Annotated in this window: 17 protein-coding genes; 9 read left to right on the top strand and 8 right to left on the bottom strand. The window is 71.6% G+C overall.

Annotated features, from left to right (window positions below):
• On the top strand, positions 1-2,866 hold a 2,866-nt coding region (locus ABZW11_RS42415), incomplete at its 5' end, for a hypothetical protein (protein WP_355430863.1).
• Positions 2,867-3,004: 138 nt separating this feature from the next.
• Here ABZW11_RS42415 and ABZW11_RS42420 read toward each other — a convergent pair.
• On the bottom strand, positions 3,005-3,400 hold the full coding sequence (locus tag ABZW11_RS42420; RefSeq protein ID WP_355430866.1) for a MerR family transcriptional regulator: 396 nt from the start codon (positions 3,398-3,400) through the stop codon (positions 3,005-3,007).
• A gap of 48 nt (positions 3,401-3,448) precedes the next feature.
• On the opposite strand from ABZW11_RS42420, the gene ABZW11_RS42425 reads away from it, so the two are divergent.
• The 3 genes from ABZW11_RS42425 (at position 3,449) to ABZW11_RS42435 (ending at position 6,190) form a co-directional block, all read left to right on the top strand.
• The gene (locus tag ABZW11_RS42425; RefSeq protein ID WP_355430869.1) at positions 3,449-4,498 is read left to right on the top strand and encodes an aldo/keto reductase; all 1,050 of its coding nucleotides are present in this window, start codon (positions 3,449-3,451) and stop codon (positions 4,496-4,498) included.
• A gap of 140 nt (positions 4,499-4,638) precedes the next feature.
• Positions 4,639-5,310: a response regulator transcription factor gene (locus ABZW11_RS42430; RefSeq protein ID WP_355430872.1), complete on the top strand. Its 672-nt coding sequence runs from the start codon at positions 4,639-4,641 to the stop codon at positions 5,308-5,310.
• Positions 5,311-5,416: 106 nt separating this feature from the next.
• Positions 5,417-6,190 carry an AfsR/SARP family transcriptional regulator gene (locus tag ABZW11_RS42435; protein ID WP_355430875.1) on the top strand — a complete coding sequence of 258 codons (774 nt, stop codon included), beginning with the start codon at positions 5,417-5,419 and terminating at the stop codon, positions 6,188-6,190.
• A 93-nt stretch (positions 6,191-6,283) separates the two neighbouring features.
• On the opposite strand, the gene ABZW11_RS42440 is transcribed toward ABZW11_RS42435, so the two are convergent.
• Positions 6,284-7,165: a LuxR C-terminal-related transcriptional regulator gene (locus tag ABZW11_RS42440; RefSeq protein WP_355430878.1), complete on the bottom strand. Its 882-nt coding sequence runs from the start codon at positions 7,163-7,165 to the stop codon at positions 6,284-6,286.
• A gap of 158 nt (positions 7,166-7,323) precedes the next feature.
• On the opposite strand from ABZW11_RS42440, the gene ABZW11_RS42445 reads away from it, so the two are divergent.
• Genes ABZW11_RS42445 through ABZW11_RS42460 form a run of 4 tightly spaced genes read left to right on the top strand, consistent with a single transcriptional unit; the run spans position 7,324 to position 10,436 of the window.
• Positions 7,324-7,464 carry a hypothetical protein gene (locus ABZW11_RS42445; RefSeq protein ID WP_345390760.1) on the top strand — a complete coding sequence of 47 codons (141 nt, stop codon included), beginning with the start codon at positions 7,324-7,326 and terminating at the stop codon, positions 7,462-7,464.
• 18 nt (positions 7,465-7,482) lie between these two features.
• Positions 7,483-8,016 (top strand): MauE/DoxX family redox-associated membrane protein, encoded by a 534-nt coding sequence (locus ABZW11_RS42450; protein WP_355430881.1) that lies wholly within the window; start codon positions 7,483-7,485, stop codon positions 8,014-8,016.
• A 26-nt stretch (positions 8,017-8,042) separates the two neighbouring features.
• Entirely contained in the window at positions 8,043-8,546 is a 504-nt protein-coding gene (locus tag ABZW11_RS42455; RefSeq protein ID WP_355430884.1) for a hypothetical protein, read from the top strand.
• 6 nt (positions 8,547-8,552) lie between these two features.
• On the top strand, positions 8,553-10,436 hold the full coding sequence (locus tag ABZW11_RS42460; RefSeq protein WP_355430888.1) for an ABC transporter ATP-binding protein: 1,884 nt from the start codon (positions 8,553-8,555) through the stop codon (positions 10,434-10,436).
• Here ABZW11_RS42460 and ABZW11_RS42465 read toward each other — a convergent pair.
• The 4 genes from ABZW11_RS42465 to ABZW11_RS42480 form a co-directional block, all read right to left on the bottom strand.
• Positions 10,328-10,810 carry a S26 family signal peptidase gene (locus tag ABZW11_RS42465; RefSeq protein WP_355430891.1) on the bottom strand — a complete coding sequence of 161 codons (483 nt, stop codon included), beginning with the start codon at positions 10,808-10,810 and terminating at the stop codon, positions 10,328-10,330. The two genes, ABZW11_RS42460 and ABZW11_RS42465, sit on opposite strands and share 109 nt — an antisense overlap.
• Before the next feature lie 9 nt (positions 10,811-10,819).
• A complete protein-coding gene (locus ABZW11_RS42470; protein ID WP_355430894.1) occupies positions 10,820-12,889 on the bottom strand; it encodes a DUF4132 domain-containing protein in 2,070 nt (689 codons plus the stop codon).
• Position 12,890: 1 nt separating this feature from the next.
• A complete protein-coding gene (locus tag ABZW11_RS42475; RefSeq protein ID WP_355430897.1) occupies positions 12,891-13,283 on the bottom strand; it encodes a hypothetical protein in 393 nt (130 codons plus the stop codon).
• Between the two features lie 74 nt (positions 13,284-13,357).
• Positions 13,358-13,825 (bottom strand): hypothetical protein, encoded by a 468-nt coding sequence (locus tag ABZW11_RS42480; RefSeq protein ID WP_355430900.1) that lies wholly within the window; start codon positions 13,823-13,825, stop codon positions 13,358-13,360.
• 181 nt (positions 13,826-14,006) lie between these two features.
• Between ABZW11_RS42480 and ABZW11_RS42485 the strand changes: the two genes are divergently transcribed.
• A complete protein-coding gene (locus tag ABZW11_RS42485; RefSeq protein ID WP_355430903.1) occupies positions 14,007-14,570 on the top strand; it encodes a protein kinase in 564 nt (187 codons plus the stop codon).
• A 132-nt stretch (positions 14,571-14,702) separates the two neighbouring features.
• Here ABZW11_RS42485 and ABZW11_RS42490 read toward each other — a convergent pair whose 3' ends face one another.
• Entirely contained in the window at positions 14,703-15,641 is a 939-nt protein-coding gene (locus tag ABZW11_RS42490) for a fructosamine kinase family protein (RefSeq protein WP_355430906.1), read from the bottom strand.
• Between the two features lie 101 nt (positions 15,642-15,742).
• Positions 15,743-16,264: an NUDIX hydrolase gene (locus tag ABZW11_RS42495; protein ID WP_355430909.1), complete on the bottom strand. Its 522-nt coding sequence runs from the start codon at positions 16,262-16,264 to the stop codon at positions 15,743-15,745.
• Between the last annotated feature and the right edge of the window lie 19 nt (positions 16,265-16,283).

Consider the following 16,283-nt stretch of genomic DNA (forward strand, 5'->3'; position numbering starts at 1 on the left):
GGCCGCCGCCCAGTACGCGGGGGTGTCCAGCGCCGAGGCTAAGGCCGCGCTCGCGGCGGCGTCCCGGGCCAGGGCCGACGCGGAACGGGCGAAGGCCGCCACCGCCGAGACCGTACGCCACGCGAACGTCGCCCAGGACGCGGCCGGCAAGGCGAGGGACGCGGCGACCCGCGCGGTGTCGTACGCGGAGCAGTCGGCGCGCGCCGCCGCGAGCGCGGCCGGCCACGCGGGCTCCGCCGTCAACGCCGCCGAGCTGGCGACCGAGCACGCGAACAACGCCTTCAAGGCGGCCGAGGACGCGCTGGACGCCGCCGAGACGGCCCAGGACGTCTACAAGGCGGCGCGCGAGGCGGACGAGGAACGCATCAGGAGCGAGTACGAGCTGGAGCTGTCCTTCGCCCGGCACGTCACCGAGCAGGCGGCCAAGGCCAGGCTGCAGGACGCCCGCGGCTTCGACGTACCGATGAAGCGTTATCACACGCCGGAGATCGACGCGCTGATCGCGGAAGTCACGGCGGAAACCACGGCGGAGGGCGCCTCGGAGGGCGCCTCGGAGGGCGCCTCGGAGGGGGCCGACCTCGCGGTGGCGGCCGGCAAGGCGCGGCAGGTGGCCCGCTATTTCGCGACGGTGCCGGGGTCGTGGACCAGCTCCGCCGCCATGGCCGCGCTCGGTGAGGACGACGACGCCCGCGTCGTCGAGTTCGTCAAGAGCGGGCTCGCCGCCGCCGAGGAGCAGGACGACCGTGCGACGCTGACCGGGCTCTCGGTCACGCGCAGCCCCGCCATGAGGGCGGCCGCCGAGCGGGCACTCGACGGCGGGTGGCGTGACGTCGTCGCGTTCCTGGAGAACCCGGACTATCCCGAGCGCGCCGCCGAGGACCGGGTGCGGGTCGGCCGGATCCGCGGGGAAGCCGTCGAGGCCGGCGACACGGAGACCGCGGAGGCGGCCAACACCGCCCTGCGCTCCGAGGACCCGGATGCGCTGCGCACGTTCCTTGACGTGACGTACAACACCGCGCACGCGATCGACGTCCGCGCCAAGGTCGCCGCCATCGCGGGCGATGACGCCAACGGCACCGAGGTCCGCAACGGCGCCAGGGTGGCGCTGGCCGGCACGACCGCGATGCAGGTCGAGTTCCTGGAGGTGGAGCGGCACCGCGCGGCGCAGCGCGACCACGCGACCGCGACCCACAACTTCGTCGCCACCTCCCTGATGATCGAGACCTCGAAGATCGCGGAGCAGGCCGTCGACTTCGCGCGCACCGCGCAGGCCGCCGCCGCGCAGGCGCGCGGGGCGGCGGAAGAGGCCATCGGCTACTCGACCGCCGCGACCCAGGCGGCCGGCCGGGCACGCGAACACGCGACCGACGCCGTGGCCGCCGCGCAGGACGCCGCCCAGTCGGCGGAACGCGCCGCGCAGGCCGTCCGCACCGCCGCCGCCGCGACCAAGCAGGCGCAGGAGTCGGCCGGGCGGGCCTCGCTCTCCGCCCGCTGGGCGCGCGCCTCGGCCGTCTCGGCGGCGCAGGACGCGGCCAGGGCGTTCGCCGCGTACGACACCGCGTACGACGCGCAGATCCGGGCGGGCAACAGCGCGTCGGAGGCGGCCCGCATCGCCGCCGAGGTGTTCGAGCACTACAGGAACGAGGCCAAGGACAAGCTCGACACGATCAAGGCCGAGTGGTACGGGCACTGCAAGTGGGGGCCCGAGAACGGCCTGCCCACGTACAACGACTGCAACCAGTACGTGGAGGACCTGCTCGACGACCCCAAGGGGCCGCTCAACGACCCGGCCGGCTACGCCGGTGAGCGCGCCGACGCCTGCAGGAAGCAGTTCGTCGGCAAGGCGCTCGACGCGTGCCTGTCGGTCGTCATGAGCCCGCTGTTCTGGTGGGCGAAGCGCGGGATCTCCGACCGGGAGAGCGAGACCCATCGGCTCGCCGAGGAGTACATGGGCCTGACCGCGCTGGACCTGCTCAACGCCATGTCCCAGTGGAGCATCGTGGGCAAGTGCAAGAAGGCGCCCGCGAGCAGCCTCGGCGGCGCGACGAAGAAGTTCAGGGACTGCATCGCCGGAGTCATGGACCTGACCGAGGACCCCAACTGGAACGAGTACTCGAGCCAGTGGAAGGGGACGTTCGTCGAGTCGATGGTCGACCCGGACCTGCGCTTCGCCGAGTACAACTCGATCCTGGGCACCATGTACCTGCAGGAGAACATCCTCGACCGCGCGGTCATCTCGGCGATCTACGAGACCGACCTCGCGATGTCGCTGCTGCGCATCCTGCCCGTCGGGTGCGTCAGGGACGGCGGTGACTGCCCGTACGCGGAGACCGCCGAGCAGCTCAAGGACGTGAGCCGGACGATCAAGCAGCTCAACAACCAGGGTTACATCGTCGACTCGTCGGGACGCGTGCTCGACGCCGACGGCCTGCCGATCGCGACCCTGCCCCCGGCCGACGACCTCGGCGCGTGGGCGGACTACACCGTCGAGAGCGGGCTCCACGACGACCTGCGAGCCCTGGAACAGCGGCTCGACCTGCTGTACCGGCGGGAGTTCGGCGTCCCCGTCCCGCCGCCCGCCCTGCATCTGGAGACGCAGCTCGCGTACCGGGTCGCCACCAAGGAGGTGGCGCTGCGGGACAACACGCTGCGGCTGGTGATGAACAACCCCGGCGGGGTGTGCGACGCGGTCCCGATCGAGGGCACGGGACCGGACGCGCGGCGGCAGGAGGTGGCCGGCTGCATCCAGGCCGTCAAACTGCTGCTCCCGGCGGGCACCACCATGGTCATCTACTACCCGGACCCGGACAACCCAGCAGAACTCTTGGAAGTCACGGTCCACGGCACCGGCCGCTGGCTGGACTGACCGTCATCTCGGCCCCTGCTCACCTCCCGCCGGCTCATCGCCCGGCGGGAGGTGGCGCCGATCACGTTCGATCGAGAAGGTCTACACGTTCACCTGCTGGGCCGGGAAGTCCGACGACCGCGGCAAGAAGTACCGCGGCTACTGAACGCACTCCACGACGTCGTCCCGCAACCCGAGGCGGCTCTCGTACACGCCGACCTTGTGAGTGATCAGCTTGAGGCACTCGTCCAGCTCGTGCATCTGCGCGAGCACCCGTTCCCGATGCCGGCGGAGCACCTCCAGCCGTTCCGCCTCGTTCCCCTGGCCCGCCCTGACCAGGTCGGTGTAGCGCCGGATGTCGGTCAGGGGCATGCCGGAGGCCCGCAGCCTGATGCAGACGCCCAGCCAGTCGACGTCGTCCTCGCTGTAGACGCGGTGCCCGGCGCTGCCCCGCCGTACCGGCTGGGCCAGCAGTCCCTCGCGCTCGTAGAAGCGCAACGTGTGGGTGCTGAGACCGGTGCGCTCGGCGACCTGGCCGATGCTCAGACCTGACATCCCGTCAGTTTGACTTAGAGTCGGCTCTAAGATCTACGGTCGCGAAGTATGAGATATCGCATTCTCGGCGGCACCGGCATGGAGGTCAGTGCCTACTGCCTCGGCACGATGATGTTCGGCGCGGCCGGCAACCCCGACCACGACGACAGCATCCGCATCATCCACAAAGCGCTCGACCACGGCATCAACTTCGTCGACACCGCCGACATGTACTCGGCGGGCGAGTCCGAGGAGATCGTGGGCAAGGCGCTGCGCGGCCGGCGGGACGACGTGGTGCTGGCGACGAAGGTGCACTTCCCGATGGGGGAGGGGCCCAACAGGGGCGGCAACTCGCGGCGGTGGATCGTCCGCGAGGTGGAGGCGAGCCTGCGGCGGCTCGGCACGGACTGGATCGACCTGTACCAGATCCACCGTCCCGACCACAGGACGGACATCGAGGAGACCCTGGCCTCGCTGACCGACCTCGTACGCCAGGGCAAGATCCGCGCCTTCGGCAGCTCGGCCTTCCCCGCGCACGAGACGGTCGAGGCGTACCACGTGGCCAGGCAGCGCGGGCTGTACCGGTTCCGCACCGAGCAGCCGCCGTACAACATCCTGGCCCGCGGCATCGAGGGGGACGTGCTGCCGACGGCGCAGCGGCTCGGCATGGGCGTGCTCACCTACAGCCCGCTGGGCTGGGGTTTCCTGACCGGCCGCTACCGCAAGGGGCAGGAGATCGACCTGTCGCGGGGCCGCGCCGCGCAGGCGCCGCAGCGGTTCGACCCGTCCATCCCGGTCAACGCGGCCAAGCTGGAGGTCGTCGAAGAGCTGGTGAAGCTGGCGGACGAGCTCGGCCGCACGCTGCCCGAGCTGGCGATCGCCTTCGCCGCCGCGCACCCGGCGGTCACCTCGGTCATCCTCGGGCCGCGCACGATGGAGCAGCTAGAGGGCCTGCTGAAGGGCGCCTCGCTGGTGCTCGACGACGCCGTGCTCGACCGGATCGACGAGCTGGTGCCGCCCGGCACGAACGTCTACCACCCGGTCGGCCTCTGGAGCCCCGCCCCGCTGACCGACCCCGCCCTGCGCCGCCGCCCGGCCGGGGACCGCGCGGCCGGCTGATCTCCTTCAAGATCGCCGCTTCGTGCCTGCGGTGGTTAGGCTTTCGTGCGTACCGGATCGGCGGGAGCGAGGCGGCCCGCGCCGGACGGCGTCCTCGTCGAAGCCCTGCAGCACGGTGACCTGATCTGGATGGAGGCCACATGGCAGCCGGCGACCGCGTGATCACCGCCGTCATCGTGGACGACCACGCGGCCATCGCCGTGGGGGTCGGCGTCTGGTGCGCCGCCGCCGTACCGCCGATCCGGCTCATCGACGCGGGCGACCGGCTCGCCGAGGTCTGGACGGGGCCGGGCGCCGACGCCGACGTCGTGATCTTCGATCTCGAGCTGGTGCCCGGCCTGCCCGACTTCGGGGAGCTGCGCCGGCTGGTGGACAGCGGCCGGCGGGTGATCGTGTACTCCCAGCACATCGAGGACAGCATCGCCATCAAGTGCGTCGATCTGGGCGCGCTGGCGTACCTGACCAAGCGGGAGGGGCCCGAGCACCTGGTGCCGGCCATCCAGGCGGCCGCGCGCGGCGAGGCGTACACGACGCCGTCGCTGTCCGGGGCGTTCATCGCCGACACCTCCGCCGAGCGGCCGCGGCTGTCGCAGCGGGAGGCGGAGGTGCTGCGGGCGTGGTTCGTCTCGTCCTCGAAGGAACTGGTCGCGGCCAAGCTCAACATCGGCGTCAAGACCGTCGACACCTACATCACGCGGGTCCGCGTCAAGTACGCGAACGTGGGGCGCGCCGCCCGTACGAAGAGCGACCTGGTGAGCCGGGCGCTCGACGACGGGCTCATCACGCTCGCCGAGCTGAACGACCAGGTGTAGGGCGTTCGCCGGACAGTACTCCGCCCGGTACGTCCCTATGGTGGTGATCGTGTGGATACCCGCTGCAAGGGGGAGCGGGTATCCCCGACATCCACAGGGGGACTCTATGGGGCTGGAGATCAACATTCTGGGGCCGTGCGAGGTCACGGCCGACGGCGAACCCGCCACGCTGATCGGCAAGCGACGGGTCGCCGTCCTGACGAAGCTGGCGCTGAACGCGGGACAGGCCGTCCCGGCCGAGCGGCTGCGGGGACAGGTCTGGGCGGACGGCGCCGCGGCGACCGCGGGCAAGCAGCTTCACATCGTCGTGTCCAAACTGCGCGACGCGCTGCCCCCGCAGGTCATCGTGACCGTGCCCGGCGGTTACCGGCTCGACCTGCCGCCCGAGTCCGTCGACGCCCACCGCTTCACATTCCTGACCGCCGAGGCCCGCTCCGCCCACCGCGACGGTGACCTCGCCGCCGCCGACCGGCTGTACCGCGAGGCGCTCGCCTTATGGCGAGGTGACGCGCTGTCCGGCATGACCGATCCCTGGGCGCAGGCCGAGTCCGCCCGCCTTGAGGCCGAACGCCTGACCGTCCTGGAGAAGCACGTCGACGTACGGCTGGCGGCGGGCGAGCACCACGAGGTCGTGCCCGCGCTGATGGCCCACATCGAGGCCCACCCGCTGCGCGAACGCCCGCGCGCCCAGCTCATGCTCGCGCTGTACCGGGCCTCGCGGCCCTCGGAGGCGATCGAGGTCTACCGCGAGACCCGCCGCACCCTGGCCGACGAGCTCGGCATCGAGCCAGGCCCGGGGCTGCGCCGCCTCCTCCAGAGCGTCCTCCACCGTGACCCCGCCCTCGACCTCCCCAGGTCCGGCCATCTGGTCGGGGGCTAGGCCGCCTGGACGGCCGCGCCCTCCACCGGTACGGGCCAAGCGGGCCACTCCACCCTCCGCCTCACGTCCCTCGGCAGGCTCGCGTTGAGCCGGTCAGATCCAGCCCTGTTGCTTGGCGAGGAGGGCGCCCTGAAAGCGGTTCGCGGCGCCCAGGCGTTCCAACAACGCGGCCACGTGCCGCCGGTACGTCCGCAGGCTCACCCCCATCTCCCTGGCCGCCACCTCGTCCTTACGGGTGCTGGCCAGCAGGTACAGCACCCGGCGCTCCCGGGGGGTGAGCCCGGGAGCGGGGCAGGGCTCGAGGTCCTGGGCGTGCGACCAGACGCGTTCGAACAGGTCCGTCATCGCCGCCACCACGCCCGCCTGCGAGATCATCAAGGCGCTGTCACCGCCTGGCTCGCTGGGGACGAAGACCACCGCGCGGTCGACGATCACCAGCTGCTGACCGTCGTCGTCCACCAGCCGGTGGTGGTCGCCCGAGCGGTGCAGGGCGCGGCAGTGGTCCAGGAATGCCTGCTCCAGCACGCTCTTCCTGGAGACGATCGTGCGGCGGCGGGTGGTCTCGCCGAGCCCCCGCAGGTCGACGCACAGGTGCATGGCCAGCACCTCCTGGGCGTCGAGCGCCAGGGAGCGGATGCGTTCGGCGACCCGGTCGGCGCCGTCGATCTGCTCGATCGTCACCGTACGACCCCGCCCGCGCTGCCGCGCGCTCAGCAGGTGCACCGCCTCCCACGCCGCCGAGATGCGCCGCTGCTGCGCGTGCGTCTCCAGGAGCCGGCGCCGGATCAGCCGGCTGACGCCGATCTCCGGCTCGACGGCGACGGGGCGGCCGGCCGCGTCGAAGCGCACGAGGCCGAGCGCCGCGAGCCGCTGCAGCGCGGCGGGCACGCCGTCCGACGCCGTCTCGTGGCCGCTCAGGAGGTCCCGGTACACGCACTCCTCGAATTCGGTCAGTCCGAGACTGCTGAGGCTCATGTGGCTCCCGATGGACGAGTGACAACAAGCTGCCGGGCACGGCAGGTTGCTGTCGGCCCTGACTGCTTATGTCAGTTGATCATCCGTGGCTATTGTCCAGGTGTCGGCGCTGATCACCCAAATCGCGTACGTCGGCGCGCACTACAAGGAGGACCCCTGTGTTCCGTGCACTCAACGAGCTGAGCGACCGCCTGCTCAGCAGGTTCCTGCCCACCACCACCGCCGAGGCCGAGCCCTGCTGGTGGACCGACACCGGCATGCGCTGCTGCATCTACGCCGGCAAGACCTACTGCCGCTAGCAAGACCGGACCGGCAGCATGGAGTACGTCGCGCTGGCCGCCCGCTGCACGCTGGGGATCGTCTTCCTGGTGGCGGTGGCGGGCAAGGTACGCGGGCGTGCGGCCTTCGAGGCGTTCCGACGGTCGGTGCCGGCGCTCGTCCCGCTGCCGCGGGGCCGGGTGCCGGCCACGGTGCCCGCCACGGTGCCCGCCACGGTGGTCGCCCTCGAAGCCGCGACGGTGCTGCTGCTGACGACGGAGTTCACGGCGCCGGCCGGGCTGGCCCTGGCCGGCGCCGTGCTCCTGGCCTTCTCCCTCGGGATATGGCACGCGCTCCGCGCGGGCTCCCGGGCGTCCTGCAACTGCTTCGGCGCCTCGTCGGCGCCGCTGGGCCGCAGGCACCTCGTACGCAACCTCGCCCTGATCGCCGTGGCCTGCACCGGCCTCGCGACCTCGTACGCCGGCCCGCAGCCGCAGCTCGCGGGTGCCGTGCTGGCGATCGCCGCCGGCGGCCTGATCGCGCTGTTCGCCGTCTTCACCGACGACCTCGCCGACCTGTTCACGGCGAAATGACGCTACACACACCGTAAGGGTCGCCGATGTCCTTCCTCATGGCCGCCGTCGTCTTCGTCGGCGTGCTGAGCGCCGTCAACCTGTTCCTGCTCCTGGCCGTGATCCGCCGCCTGCGCGCGCACGCGGACGTCCTGAAGCACGTCACCGCGCCACCCGCCTTCACCCCGCCGGGCACCAAGCTGGCGGGCTTCACCGCGCCCGTCACGTTCACATCAGCGGCGACCGTCGTCGGCATGTTCTCCACCGACTGCTCCGCCTGCGACGAACACCTGCCCGTGTTCGCCGAACGGGTCCGCCACCTGGGCCGCGACCGCGTCGTGGCGCTGGTGGTGGGCGGCGGCCCTAAGGAGCAGACCTTCACGGCCGCACTTGAGGATGTGGCGACGGTGGTGACCGAGGAGCGCGACGGCTCCCTGTACGCCGCCTTCGGCCGTCCCCCGTTCCCGGGCTTCTACCTCGTGGACGCCGAGGGCACCGTGACGGCCTCCGCGCACTCCACGGACGAGCTCCCCATCCCCGCGAACGTCTGATCCGGCATGGCGAACCCCCTGCTCGGACGCATCCGCGTCGCCGCCGCCCTCGCCTGGGCCGCCCACCCGGCGGCCGCCGCGGGCGCGGCCGTGCTCGGCGTGCTCACCGGCGTGGCCCCGGTCGCGACCGCCTGGCTGACCAAGCTGGTCCTCGACGGGCTGGTCAGGGGCGACGGGTTCGCCGCGCTCGCCCCGTCGGCCGCCGGGCTCGCCGTCGCGGGGCTGGCCGTCATCGTGCTGCCGCACCTGGCCGACTACGCCAAGGCGCAGCTGCGCAGGTCGCTGCGGGTGCTCATCTACGACCGGCTGTTCCGGGCGGTCAACCGCCATCCTGGGCTGAGCCGCTTCGAGACGCCGGCCTTCCACGACACGCTCCGGCTGGCGTACGACGCGAGTCACAACGCCCCCGACCGCCTGGTCATCGGCGCGCTGGCGATCGGCCAGGCGATCATCACGCTCGCCGGCTTCGCCGCGAGCCTGGCGGCCGTCAACCCGCTCATGATCGCCGTCATCGTGGTCGCCGCGCTGCCCTCGGCCCGCATCGAGCTCATCCTGAGCCGCAGGCGCGCCGAGGTCATGTACGACATCACGCCCGCCATGCGGCGCCAGGTCTTCTTCGGCGACCTGCTCACCCGGCCGGAGGCGGCCAAGGAGGTGCGGCTGTTCGGGCTGGGCGACTACCTGCGTACCAGGATGCTCGACGAGGTGCGCGGCATCAACCGGGCCGAACGCGACGTCGACCGCCGCGCCCTGCGCAGCCAGGGCGCGATGGCGCTGCTCGGCAGCGTCGTGGCGGCCGGCGGCCTGCTGTGGGCGATCATCAGCGCCGCCTCCGGGAGCATCAGCGTGGGCGACGTGACGGTCTTCGTCGCGGCGGTCGCGGGCGTCCAGGCGGCGCTGACCGCGATCGTCGGCCATTGGGCGGACGTGCACAACGCGCTGCTGATGTTCGGCCACTACACGGACGTGGTCGCGGCCGAGCCCGACCTGCCGGTGCCACGCGAGCCCGCCGCGCTGCCCGCGCTGCGCCAGGGCATCGAGCTGCGCGACGTGTGGTTCCGCTACAGCGACGAGCACCCCTGGATCCTGCGCGGGGTCGATCTGTTCATCCCCTCGGGCCGGACGGTCGCCCTCGTCGGGGTGAACGGCGCGGGCAAGAGCACGCTGGTCAAGCTGCTGTGCCGGATGTACGACCCGAGCAAGGGCCGCATCACCTGGGACGGCGTGGACCTGCGCGACGCGAGCCCCGCCGACCTGCGGGCCAGGATCGGCGCGGTCTTCCAGGACTACATGGACTACGACCTCACCGCCGCCGAGAACATCATGCTCGGCGACCTCACGGCGGGGTCGGACCGGATCCGCGACTCGGCCAGGCGCGCGGGCGTCCACGACACGATCGCCGCGCTGCCGCGTGGCTACGACACCATGCTCAGCCGCCTCTTCGGCGACCGGGACGACCAGTCGGGCGTCTCCCTGTCGGGCGGGCAGTGGCAGCGCCTGGCGCTGGCCCGCGCGTTCCTGCGGCAGCGCCAGGACCTGCTCATCCTGGACGAGCCCAGCTCCGGCCTCGACGCCCAGGCCGAGCACGAGGTGCACACCAGCCTGCGCACCTACCGGGGCGACCGGACGAGCGTGCTCATCTCACACCGGCTCGGCACCGTACGCTCCGCCGACCTCATCGTGGTGCTGAGCGAAGGGCGGATCGCGGAACGCGGCACGCACGACGAGCTCATGGCGCTGGACGGCGAGTACGCCCGCCTGTTCACCCTGCAGGCCACCGGCTACGAGAGCGCACCATCCGACACCTCAGGAGACGACGGACCGGGCGATTCCGGATCGGGGGACAGCCACCGCACGACCACGCCGAGCACCCGGTCGGCCGGCAGGTAGCCGTAGACCCGCGAATCCGCGGTCGACGTGCCGTCGCCGACGACCACGAGCGCCCCTTCCGGCACGCGATCGCCGGGCCGCGCCTTGGCCGCCTCCGCCACGTCACCGGGCACCGGGTCGCCCGGCACCGCGGTCACCCGCTTGATCGCCCAGGGCGGCGCAGGAGGCCCCGTGCCCCACCCCGTGGGCCGCGTCGACTCGAACACCACCACCTGGCCGCGCCGCACCGCCGCGGTCCTGCGTACCAGCACCCGGTCACCAGGACGGAACGTCGGCGCCATGCTCACGCCGCTCACCCGCACGACGACGAGAGCCCGCCGCGCGGCGACCGCAAGAAGGGCGAGCACCGCGACGGCGCCGAGCACGTACCACACGCCCTCACCCTAGCCCGACAGCTGACGGGTGATGGAGGGGTCGGTGATCGCGGTGTCATCGGCCAGCAGGAACGCCTTGCTGAGGATGAGCGCCAGCCGCCCGTCCTCCTCGAACGGCAGGAACAGCCCCGGCTGGAAACCGCGCGCGGAGACGATGCAGAGGTAGGCGTCGTTGGGCTCCATGAGGATGTTCGCCGACCCGAGGTGGATCTTGTACGTGTGCAGGTCACCGCGTACCACCAGATAGCGGTCGGTGAGCGTGCACCGGTCGGCGATGGCCGTGCGCCCGATGAGGCGGGCCAGCGCGTCCTTGCGCACCTCGGCGGAGGGCGTCAGCGGCGCGAAAGGCCCGGCCGCCCAGTGGTCGCGCAGCCGGTCGGTCCCCTGACCGGCCCACTGCGGATCGAGGGTGATGGAGGCGACGCCCACGAACAGGTCGATGTCGCGCATCCCCTCGCTGAACACCAGCGGCGGCACCTCCCTCAGCGGCACGTCACGCCAAACGCCGCCGCTCCTGCGCTGGAAGCTCGCCCGTCCGATGTCGGCGTGGACCTCGTCCGCCAGGTAGTGCTCCAGCGTCGCCCGCCACTCACCGCCCGCCATGACGCGGTGCGCGTCGCAGTCCTCCACCCCATGCCCCTGGAACTTGGACGCCCAGCCCCGATCCTTGAACAGCGCCCGCAGCCGCCGGTAGTGCACCACCTGCCCCTCGAACCGGCTGGAGTGCGAGCCGGACGCCTCCTCGGCGGGCGTCAGCAGGTAGATCTCGCGGAAGGCCTGCTTGAACGGCTGGCGCAGCTCCTTGTCCTGCACCACCTCCCGCCAGCCGCGCACCTCCGCCACCGACGCCCTGGCCGGATGCCACAGCCGCACCGGCACGTCGGGGACGTGCATCCCCAGCTCGGCCCGCCACACGCCGGGCGCGACCTCGAACTCCCAGATCAGCCGCTCGGCGACCGGATGCCCTTCGAGCTGCCGGTACGGCGGCGCCGTCGCGCCCGTGTAGCCGGCCTCCAGCGCCCTGGCGAGCGTCGCCTGCTGCTGCTGGGTGAGCTTGGCCAGCTCGCGCAGCCGCTTGACCTCGTCGGGATGCTCACGCCTGACCGCGGCCGGGACCGACCGCAGCTTCTTGGACCCGTGCCACCACGACAGCTCGACCCCGCCGTCCGTCGAGATCACCGCCGTGTGCTCGCCGAACTCCTGCCGCACCCGCCCGTCGGGGATCCTGAACGCCACCTCCAGCCGGTCGGCCAGCGCCGGCTCCATGCGCTTGAACTTGCGGTCGAGCTGCATCGGCACCCCGCCGTGCCGGGTGATGCGGCGGGCGGTGCGCAGCGCGGAGATCACCTCGGGGGTCGGATGTTCCTCCGCCGCGCGGGCGATCTCGAACAGCAGCTTCTGCGACGGCAGCGTCTTCGCCTGGGTGGGCGCCACCGCGATGCGGCGGACCAGCTCGTCGAGCAGCTCGGGCAGCCAGCTCTCGTCGCGCAGGAGCGCCAGCCGCACGGCCCTGCCGAGCGTCTGCCTCTCACTGTCGTCGAACGCCTTCTCCGCCCGGTAGGGGATCTCACCCGCGTGGATCGCCACGGCACGATCGCGCGCCATCTCCAGCGCCGTACGGGCGCAGCCCACATATCCCGGCAACCCGCCGATCCACTCGATCGGGACGGGCACCGGCTGGCCGTCCTGCATGGGGGTCTCGGCGAACAGCGCCCGCAGCTCCACCTCCCAGCCGAGCACCAGGTCGATCTCGGCGACCGCGATCGGCCCGTGCTGCCCGGCGAGTGCGGCCCGCACGTCGGCGTCCATGCCCGCCAGCCCGGCCGCCACCAGCACGGCGGGCCACCCGTACGTCTTCGACAGCATGAACCCGACCAGCTCCCGCGCCGGCTCGACCAGCTTCTCCCTGGTCCGCTCGTCGAGCGCATAAGGCGCCGGCCCGGTGGCGTGGACCGCCCCGCTGCCCATCCCCACGAGGCCGACGCTCAACCGAGGCACCTCGGGCCAGCGGGTGGGGTCGTCAGCGCGGCCTTCGATCAGGTCGCGGAGCCGCTGCGCGAGCGGAGACAGCACGTCCACGTCAGCCCCCCACCAGCGGCACGAGCTTGACGAACGACACGACAGGATCGGCGTCGAGGTCGATCTGCACGTCGAGGTCCATGATCTGCCGGTCGCCGACAAGCAGCAGGAACCCGTTGCGCGCGAACGCGGCCTCGGCGGCGTCGGCCTGCTTCTCCCAGTCGAGCTTCCGTGCGGCGCGTAACCGGTAGCCGTTCAGCTCGGCCTCGGCATCGGTCGGCTTCACCAGCCCCCTGAAATGCCGCTTGGGGGCGGCGTTGTGGCGTGCCACCTCCTCGCGGACGCGCAGCCGTACGAGCTCGCTGGCCGAGACCCGGTCAGGCAGGCCCGGCAGGGAGAACTCCTCCAGGGCCCGCCCACTCGCGGACTCGTCACGAAAGGTCACCGATGCCATCGGCCATCCTTCTGTCGTCGGAGATCAGGTGGTGGCGACATCTATAGCAGCGGCGAACGACAGAACCCGCGCGCTCAGTCGGTGACGCTGATCTTGACGCGGACGGCGCCGTCGTTGTCGCGCAGGCAGCCGTCGGCGTCGTTGATGCGCAGTTGCAGGAAGCCGGCCTGGCGGACGCGGAGGTAGCCGCGGTTGCCGACCCGGTAGTGGTCGCCGTTGACCTTCGCGATCAGGGTGCCGTACGCGTGCCGGCCGAGCACCTTGCAGCCCTGAAAAATGCGCCGGTCGGTGTACCGGCTATAGCCGCCCGCGGACACGTACGGGACTTTCCAATGATCGACCGTCCACCGGCCGCCGATGGCGCGAATACGCACCAGGTCGCCGGGCTCGACGTACACACCCGCGTGCTGCCAGCCCTTTTCCGCGCTGACCCACTTGCTTTTGCCGTGCTGCGAATCCGCCGCGGCGGGCGAGGTGCCGGCGAGGACGCAGCCACCGGCGGCAAGAGTGGCGAGGAACGCGGTGACCATTTTCGAACGCATCGGTCGATGCCCCTTCCGGGTTCGTTTCATTTTCAGCGTGCAATCGGGTTGGATGGCGCATCGGGGAAAGAGGTTCGCGGCTCTGTCGCACTTTTTCCGGCCGCCCGGTGAAATGGCGTTCGGAAATCTCGATCCCCAAGACGGTGACAACCATTCGGCGAGGAAAGGCATCCAACCCGCCATGCAGGCGCTGATCACGGGGGATCCCCAGCGCATCGGTGACTACTGGCTCGCCGGGCGGCTCGGCTCGGGCGGGCAGAGCGTCGTCTATGACGCGTACGACGCCGACGGCAACTGTGTCGCGGTCAAGGTGCTGCACGCGTCCGGCGACCGGGCGCTGCGCGACAGGTTCGCGAAGGAGACGAAGGCGACGCGACGGGTGTCGTCGTTCTGCACGGCACGCGTGCTGGCCGCCGAGCTGGACGGGCGCTGGCCGTACCTCGTCTCCGAGTACGTGCCGGGCCCCAGCCTGGGTGCGGCCGTGCGCGAGGGACGCCGCTTCACCGGCGACGACCTGCACCGGCTGGCCACCGCGGTGGCCACGGAGCTGACCGCGATCCACGACGCGGGAGTCGTGCACCGCGACCTCAAACCGGACAACGTGCTGCTCGGCCCCGACGGCCCCCGCGTGATCGACTTCGGTATCGCCCGCACGTCCGACATGTCGCTCACCCTCCCTGTGAGCAGTTCACGGGCCAGGCCATCTGGGTCGGTCGCACTGCTCAAGGCTTCGCCAGGGAGCTGACCGGGCATCGCACTCGGGTACGAGCGGTGGCCCAGGCAGTTCTCGAGACCCTCGAAGAGGAAATGCGCCGCACACCAACCGAGGTGACACCAGATCAGGCCAGGAATGCGTAGCGGCCACGTTGCTGGGTGGCTATGTGGTCGGCTCGGGCGCCGGTGTCGTGTGGTGTCTGTTCGGCTGGGCTTTGGGGCGGGGGCGGAAGGGGGTGAGGGTGGTGCGGACTATGTCGGCGGCGCCCCAATCTGGGGTGAATTGGGCGATGACGGCCAGGTGCTGGCGTAGCTGCAGGATGGGCATGCGGTTGCGCCAGTCGGGGTCGAGGTCCGTCAGGTCGGCGTACAGGTCGAAGAATGCGTGTGCTTCGGGGGGTGGGGCTGTCGTCCAGAGATGGGCGAGGTCGACTTCGGCCCAGGTGTACGACACTGCCGGGTCTATCAGTGCGGGTTGGCCATCAAGGGTGGACATGACGTTTTGAGCCCACAGGTCGCCGTGGGTCAGGCAGGCGGCGCTGGGGGGCAACAGGTCGGGGAGGCGGTCGCAGAGGCGTTCGAGTGCTGCTCGGTCTGCGGGGCCGAGGGCTTCCTGGACGCGGGGTTCGGTGAGCCAGCGCAGCAGGCGGTGCTGGGCGAAGAAGTCGTAGCCGTCGTCGGTCCAGGTGTTGATCTGCCGGCGGCGGCCCAGCCAGTTGTCCTGGTGCCAGCCGAAGCGGGGGTGGCGGGTGGTGGTGTGCAGGTGGGCGAGTGCGTGCGCGAACTGCTCCCAGAAGGTCTCGGTCGTCGGGCGGGGGTGCAACGTGGACAGTACGAGCACGTCGCGGTCGGCGAGGATGATGTCGGGAGTGGAGATGCCGCCTGCCTCGCGCAGCACGGTGAGGCCCTCGGCTTCCGTGGCGAAGACGTCGTCCGAGGGCGGCTCGCTGAACGCCTTCACGAACACCGACGTGCCGTCGCCGCGGCGGGCGAGGCCTGCGGTCGCGGCGAGACCCCCGGTGGCCGGCTCGACCGCGGTGACGTCGGTCAGGCCGGCCGCGTGCAGGCGTTCGAGCAAGAAGGACCCCGGCGCAGTAGACATGAGGTCATCCTGCCTGGTTTGTGGCGGCAAGTAGTAGAAAGTCGCTTATATGGCAGCGGCGGCCCAAGTGAGGTCTCTCGCGCGACAGCTCTGAGCCCCGCTCAACCCGCCGCGCCGCTCCTCAAGGCCTTCACATACTGCCGGACGCGGTCGGGGTCCTGGGGAAAGAAGCCAGCCCAGTCCGTGTTCAGCCGATGCCACAGCGCCGGTTGCCCGGGTTCTGGGGTCAGCGGCTCGGCCGGGTCGGCGATCGCGGCGTAGGAGAACGACAGCGTCGGCGGCAGGTCCGGGTGGAACGAGCGGACGGCCACCGCGGCGGGCCGGTCCAGCAACTGCGGGCGCAGCCCGCACTCCTCGGCCAGCTCTCGTGCCGCGCCCTGGCGCGGGCTCTCGCCCGGTTCGACCTTGCCGCCGGGCGGTACGAGGCCGCGCCATGGATGCTGGACCAGCAGGATCTGCTCCAGCCCAGGATCCAGCACCCAGACCTCGGCGCCCAGCGGCTCCATCGGCCCGTCCAGCGCCGAGCGCAGCCAGGACCGGGCCTGATCGAACTCCAGCGTCGCGGACTCGGCGTCGAGGGCGGCGGCCTCCAGCGAGCGCTGCTCCCACGGATCACGGACCATCGCGTCAGACTACGGTCGG

The sequence above is a fragment of the Nonomuraea sp. NPDC004580 genome (assembly GCF_040609855.1).
Taxonomy (GTDB): domain Bacteria; phylum Actinomycetota; class Actinomycetes; order Streptosporangiales; family Streptosporangiaceae; genus Nonomuraea; species Nonomuraea salmonea.

Bases quoted from the DNA above. Each gene is read 5' to 3' on its own strand.
- ABZW11_RS42420 (WP_355430866.1), bottom strand. From the start codon at position 3,400: ATGTCAGGTCTGAGCATCGGCCAGGTCGCCGAGCGCACCGGTCTCAGC.
- ABZW11_RS42425 (WP_355430869.1), top strand. From the start codon at position 3,449: ATGAGATATCGCATTCTCGGCGGCACCGGCATGGAGGTCAGTGCCTAC.
- ABZW11_RS42430 (WP_355430872.1), top strand. From the start codon at position 4,639: ATGGCAGCCGGCGACCGCGTGATCACCGCCGTCATCGTGGACGACCAC.
- ABZW11_RS42435 (WP_355430875.1), top strand. From the start codon at position 5,417: ATGGGGCTGGAGATCAACATTCTGGGGCCGTGCGAGGTCACGGCCGAC.
- ABZW11_RS42440 (WP_355430878.1), bottom strand. From the start codon at position 7,165: ATGAGCCTCAGCAGTCTCGGACTGACCGAATTCGAGGAGTGCGTGTAC.
- ABZW11_RS42450 (WP_355430881.1), top strand. From the start codon at position 7,483: ATGGAGTACGTCGCGCTGGCCGCCCGCTGCACGCTGGGGATCGTCTTC.
- ABZW11_RS42455 (WP_355430884.1), top strand. From the start codon at position 8,043: ATGTCCTTCCTCATGGCCGCCGTCGTCTTCGTCGGCGTGCTGAGCGCC.
- ABZW11_RS42460 (WP_355430888.1), top strand. From the start codon at position 8,553: ATGGCGAACCCCCTGCTCGGACGCATCCGCGTCGCCGCCGCCCTCGCC.
- ABZW11_RS42475 (WP_355430897.1), bottom strand. From the start codon at position 13,283: ATGGCATCGGTGACCTTTCGTGACGAGTCCGCGAGTGGGCGGGCCCTG.
- ABZW11_RS42480 (WP_355430900.1), bottom strand. From the start codon at position 13,825: ATGCGTTCGAAAATGGTCACCGCGTTCCTCGCCACTCTTGCCGCCGGT.
- ABZW11_RS42485 (WP_355430903.1), top strand. From the start codon at position 14,007: ATGCAGGCGCTGATCACGGGGGATCCCCAGCGCATCGGTGACTACTGG.
- ABZW11_RS42490 (WP_355430906.1), bottom strand. From the start codon at position 15,641: ATGTCTACTGCGCCGGGGTCCTTCTTGCTCGAACGCCTGCACGCGGCC.
- ABZW11_RS42495 (WP_355430909.1), bottom strand. From the start codon at position 16,264: ATGGTCCGTGATCCGTGGGAGCAGCGCTCGCTGGAGGCCGCCGCCCTC.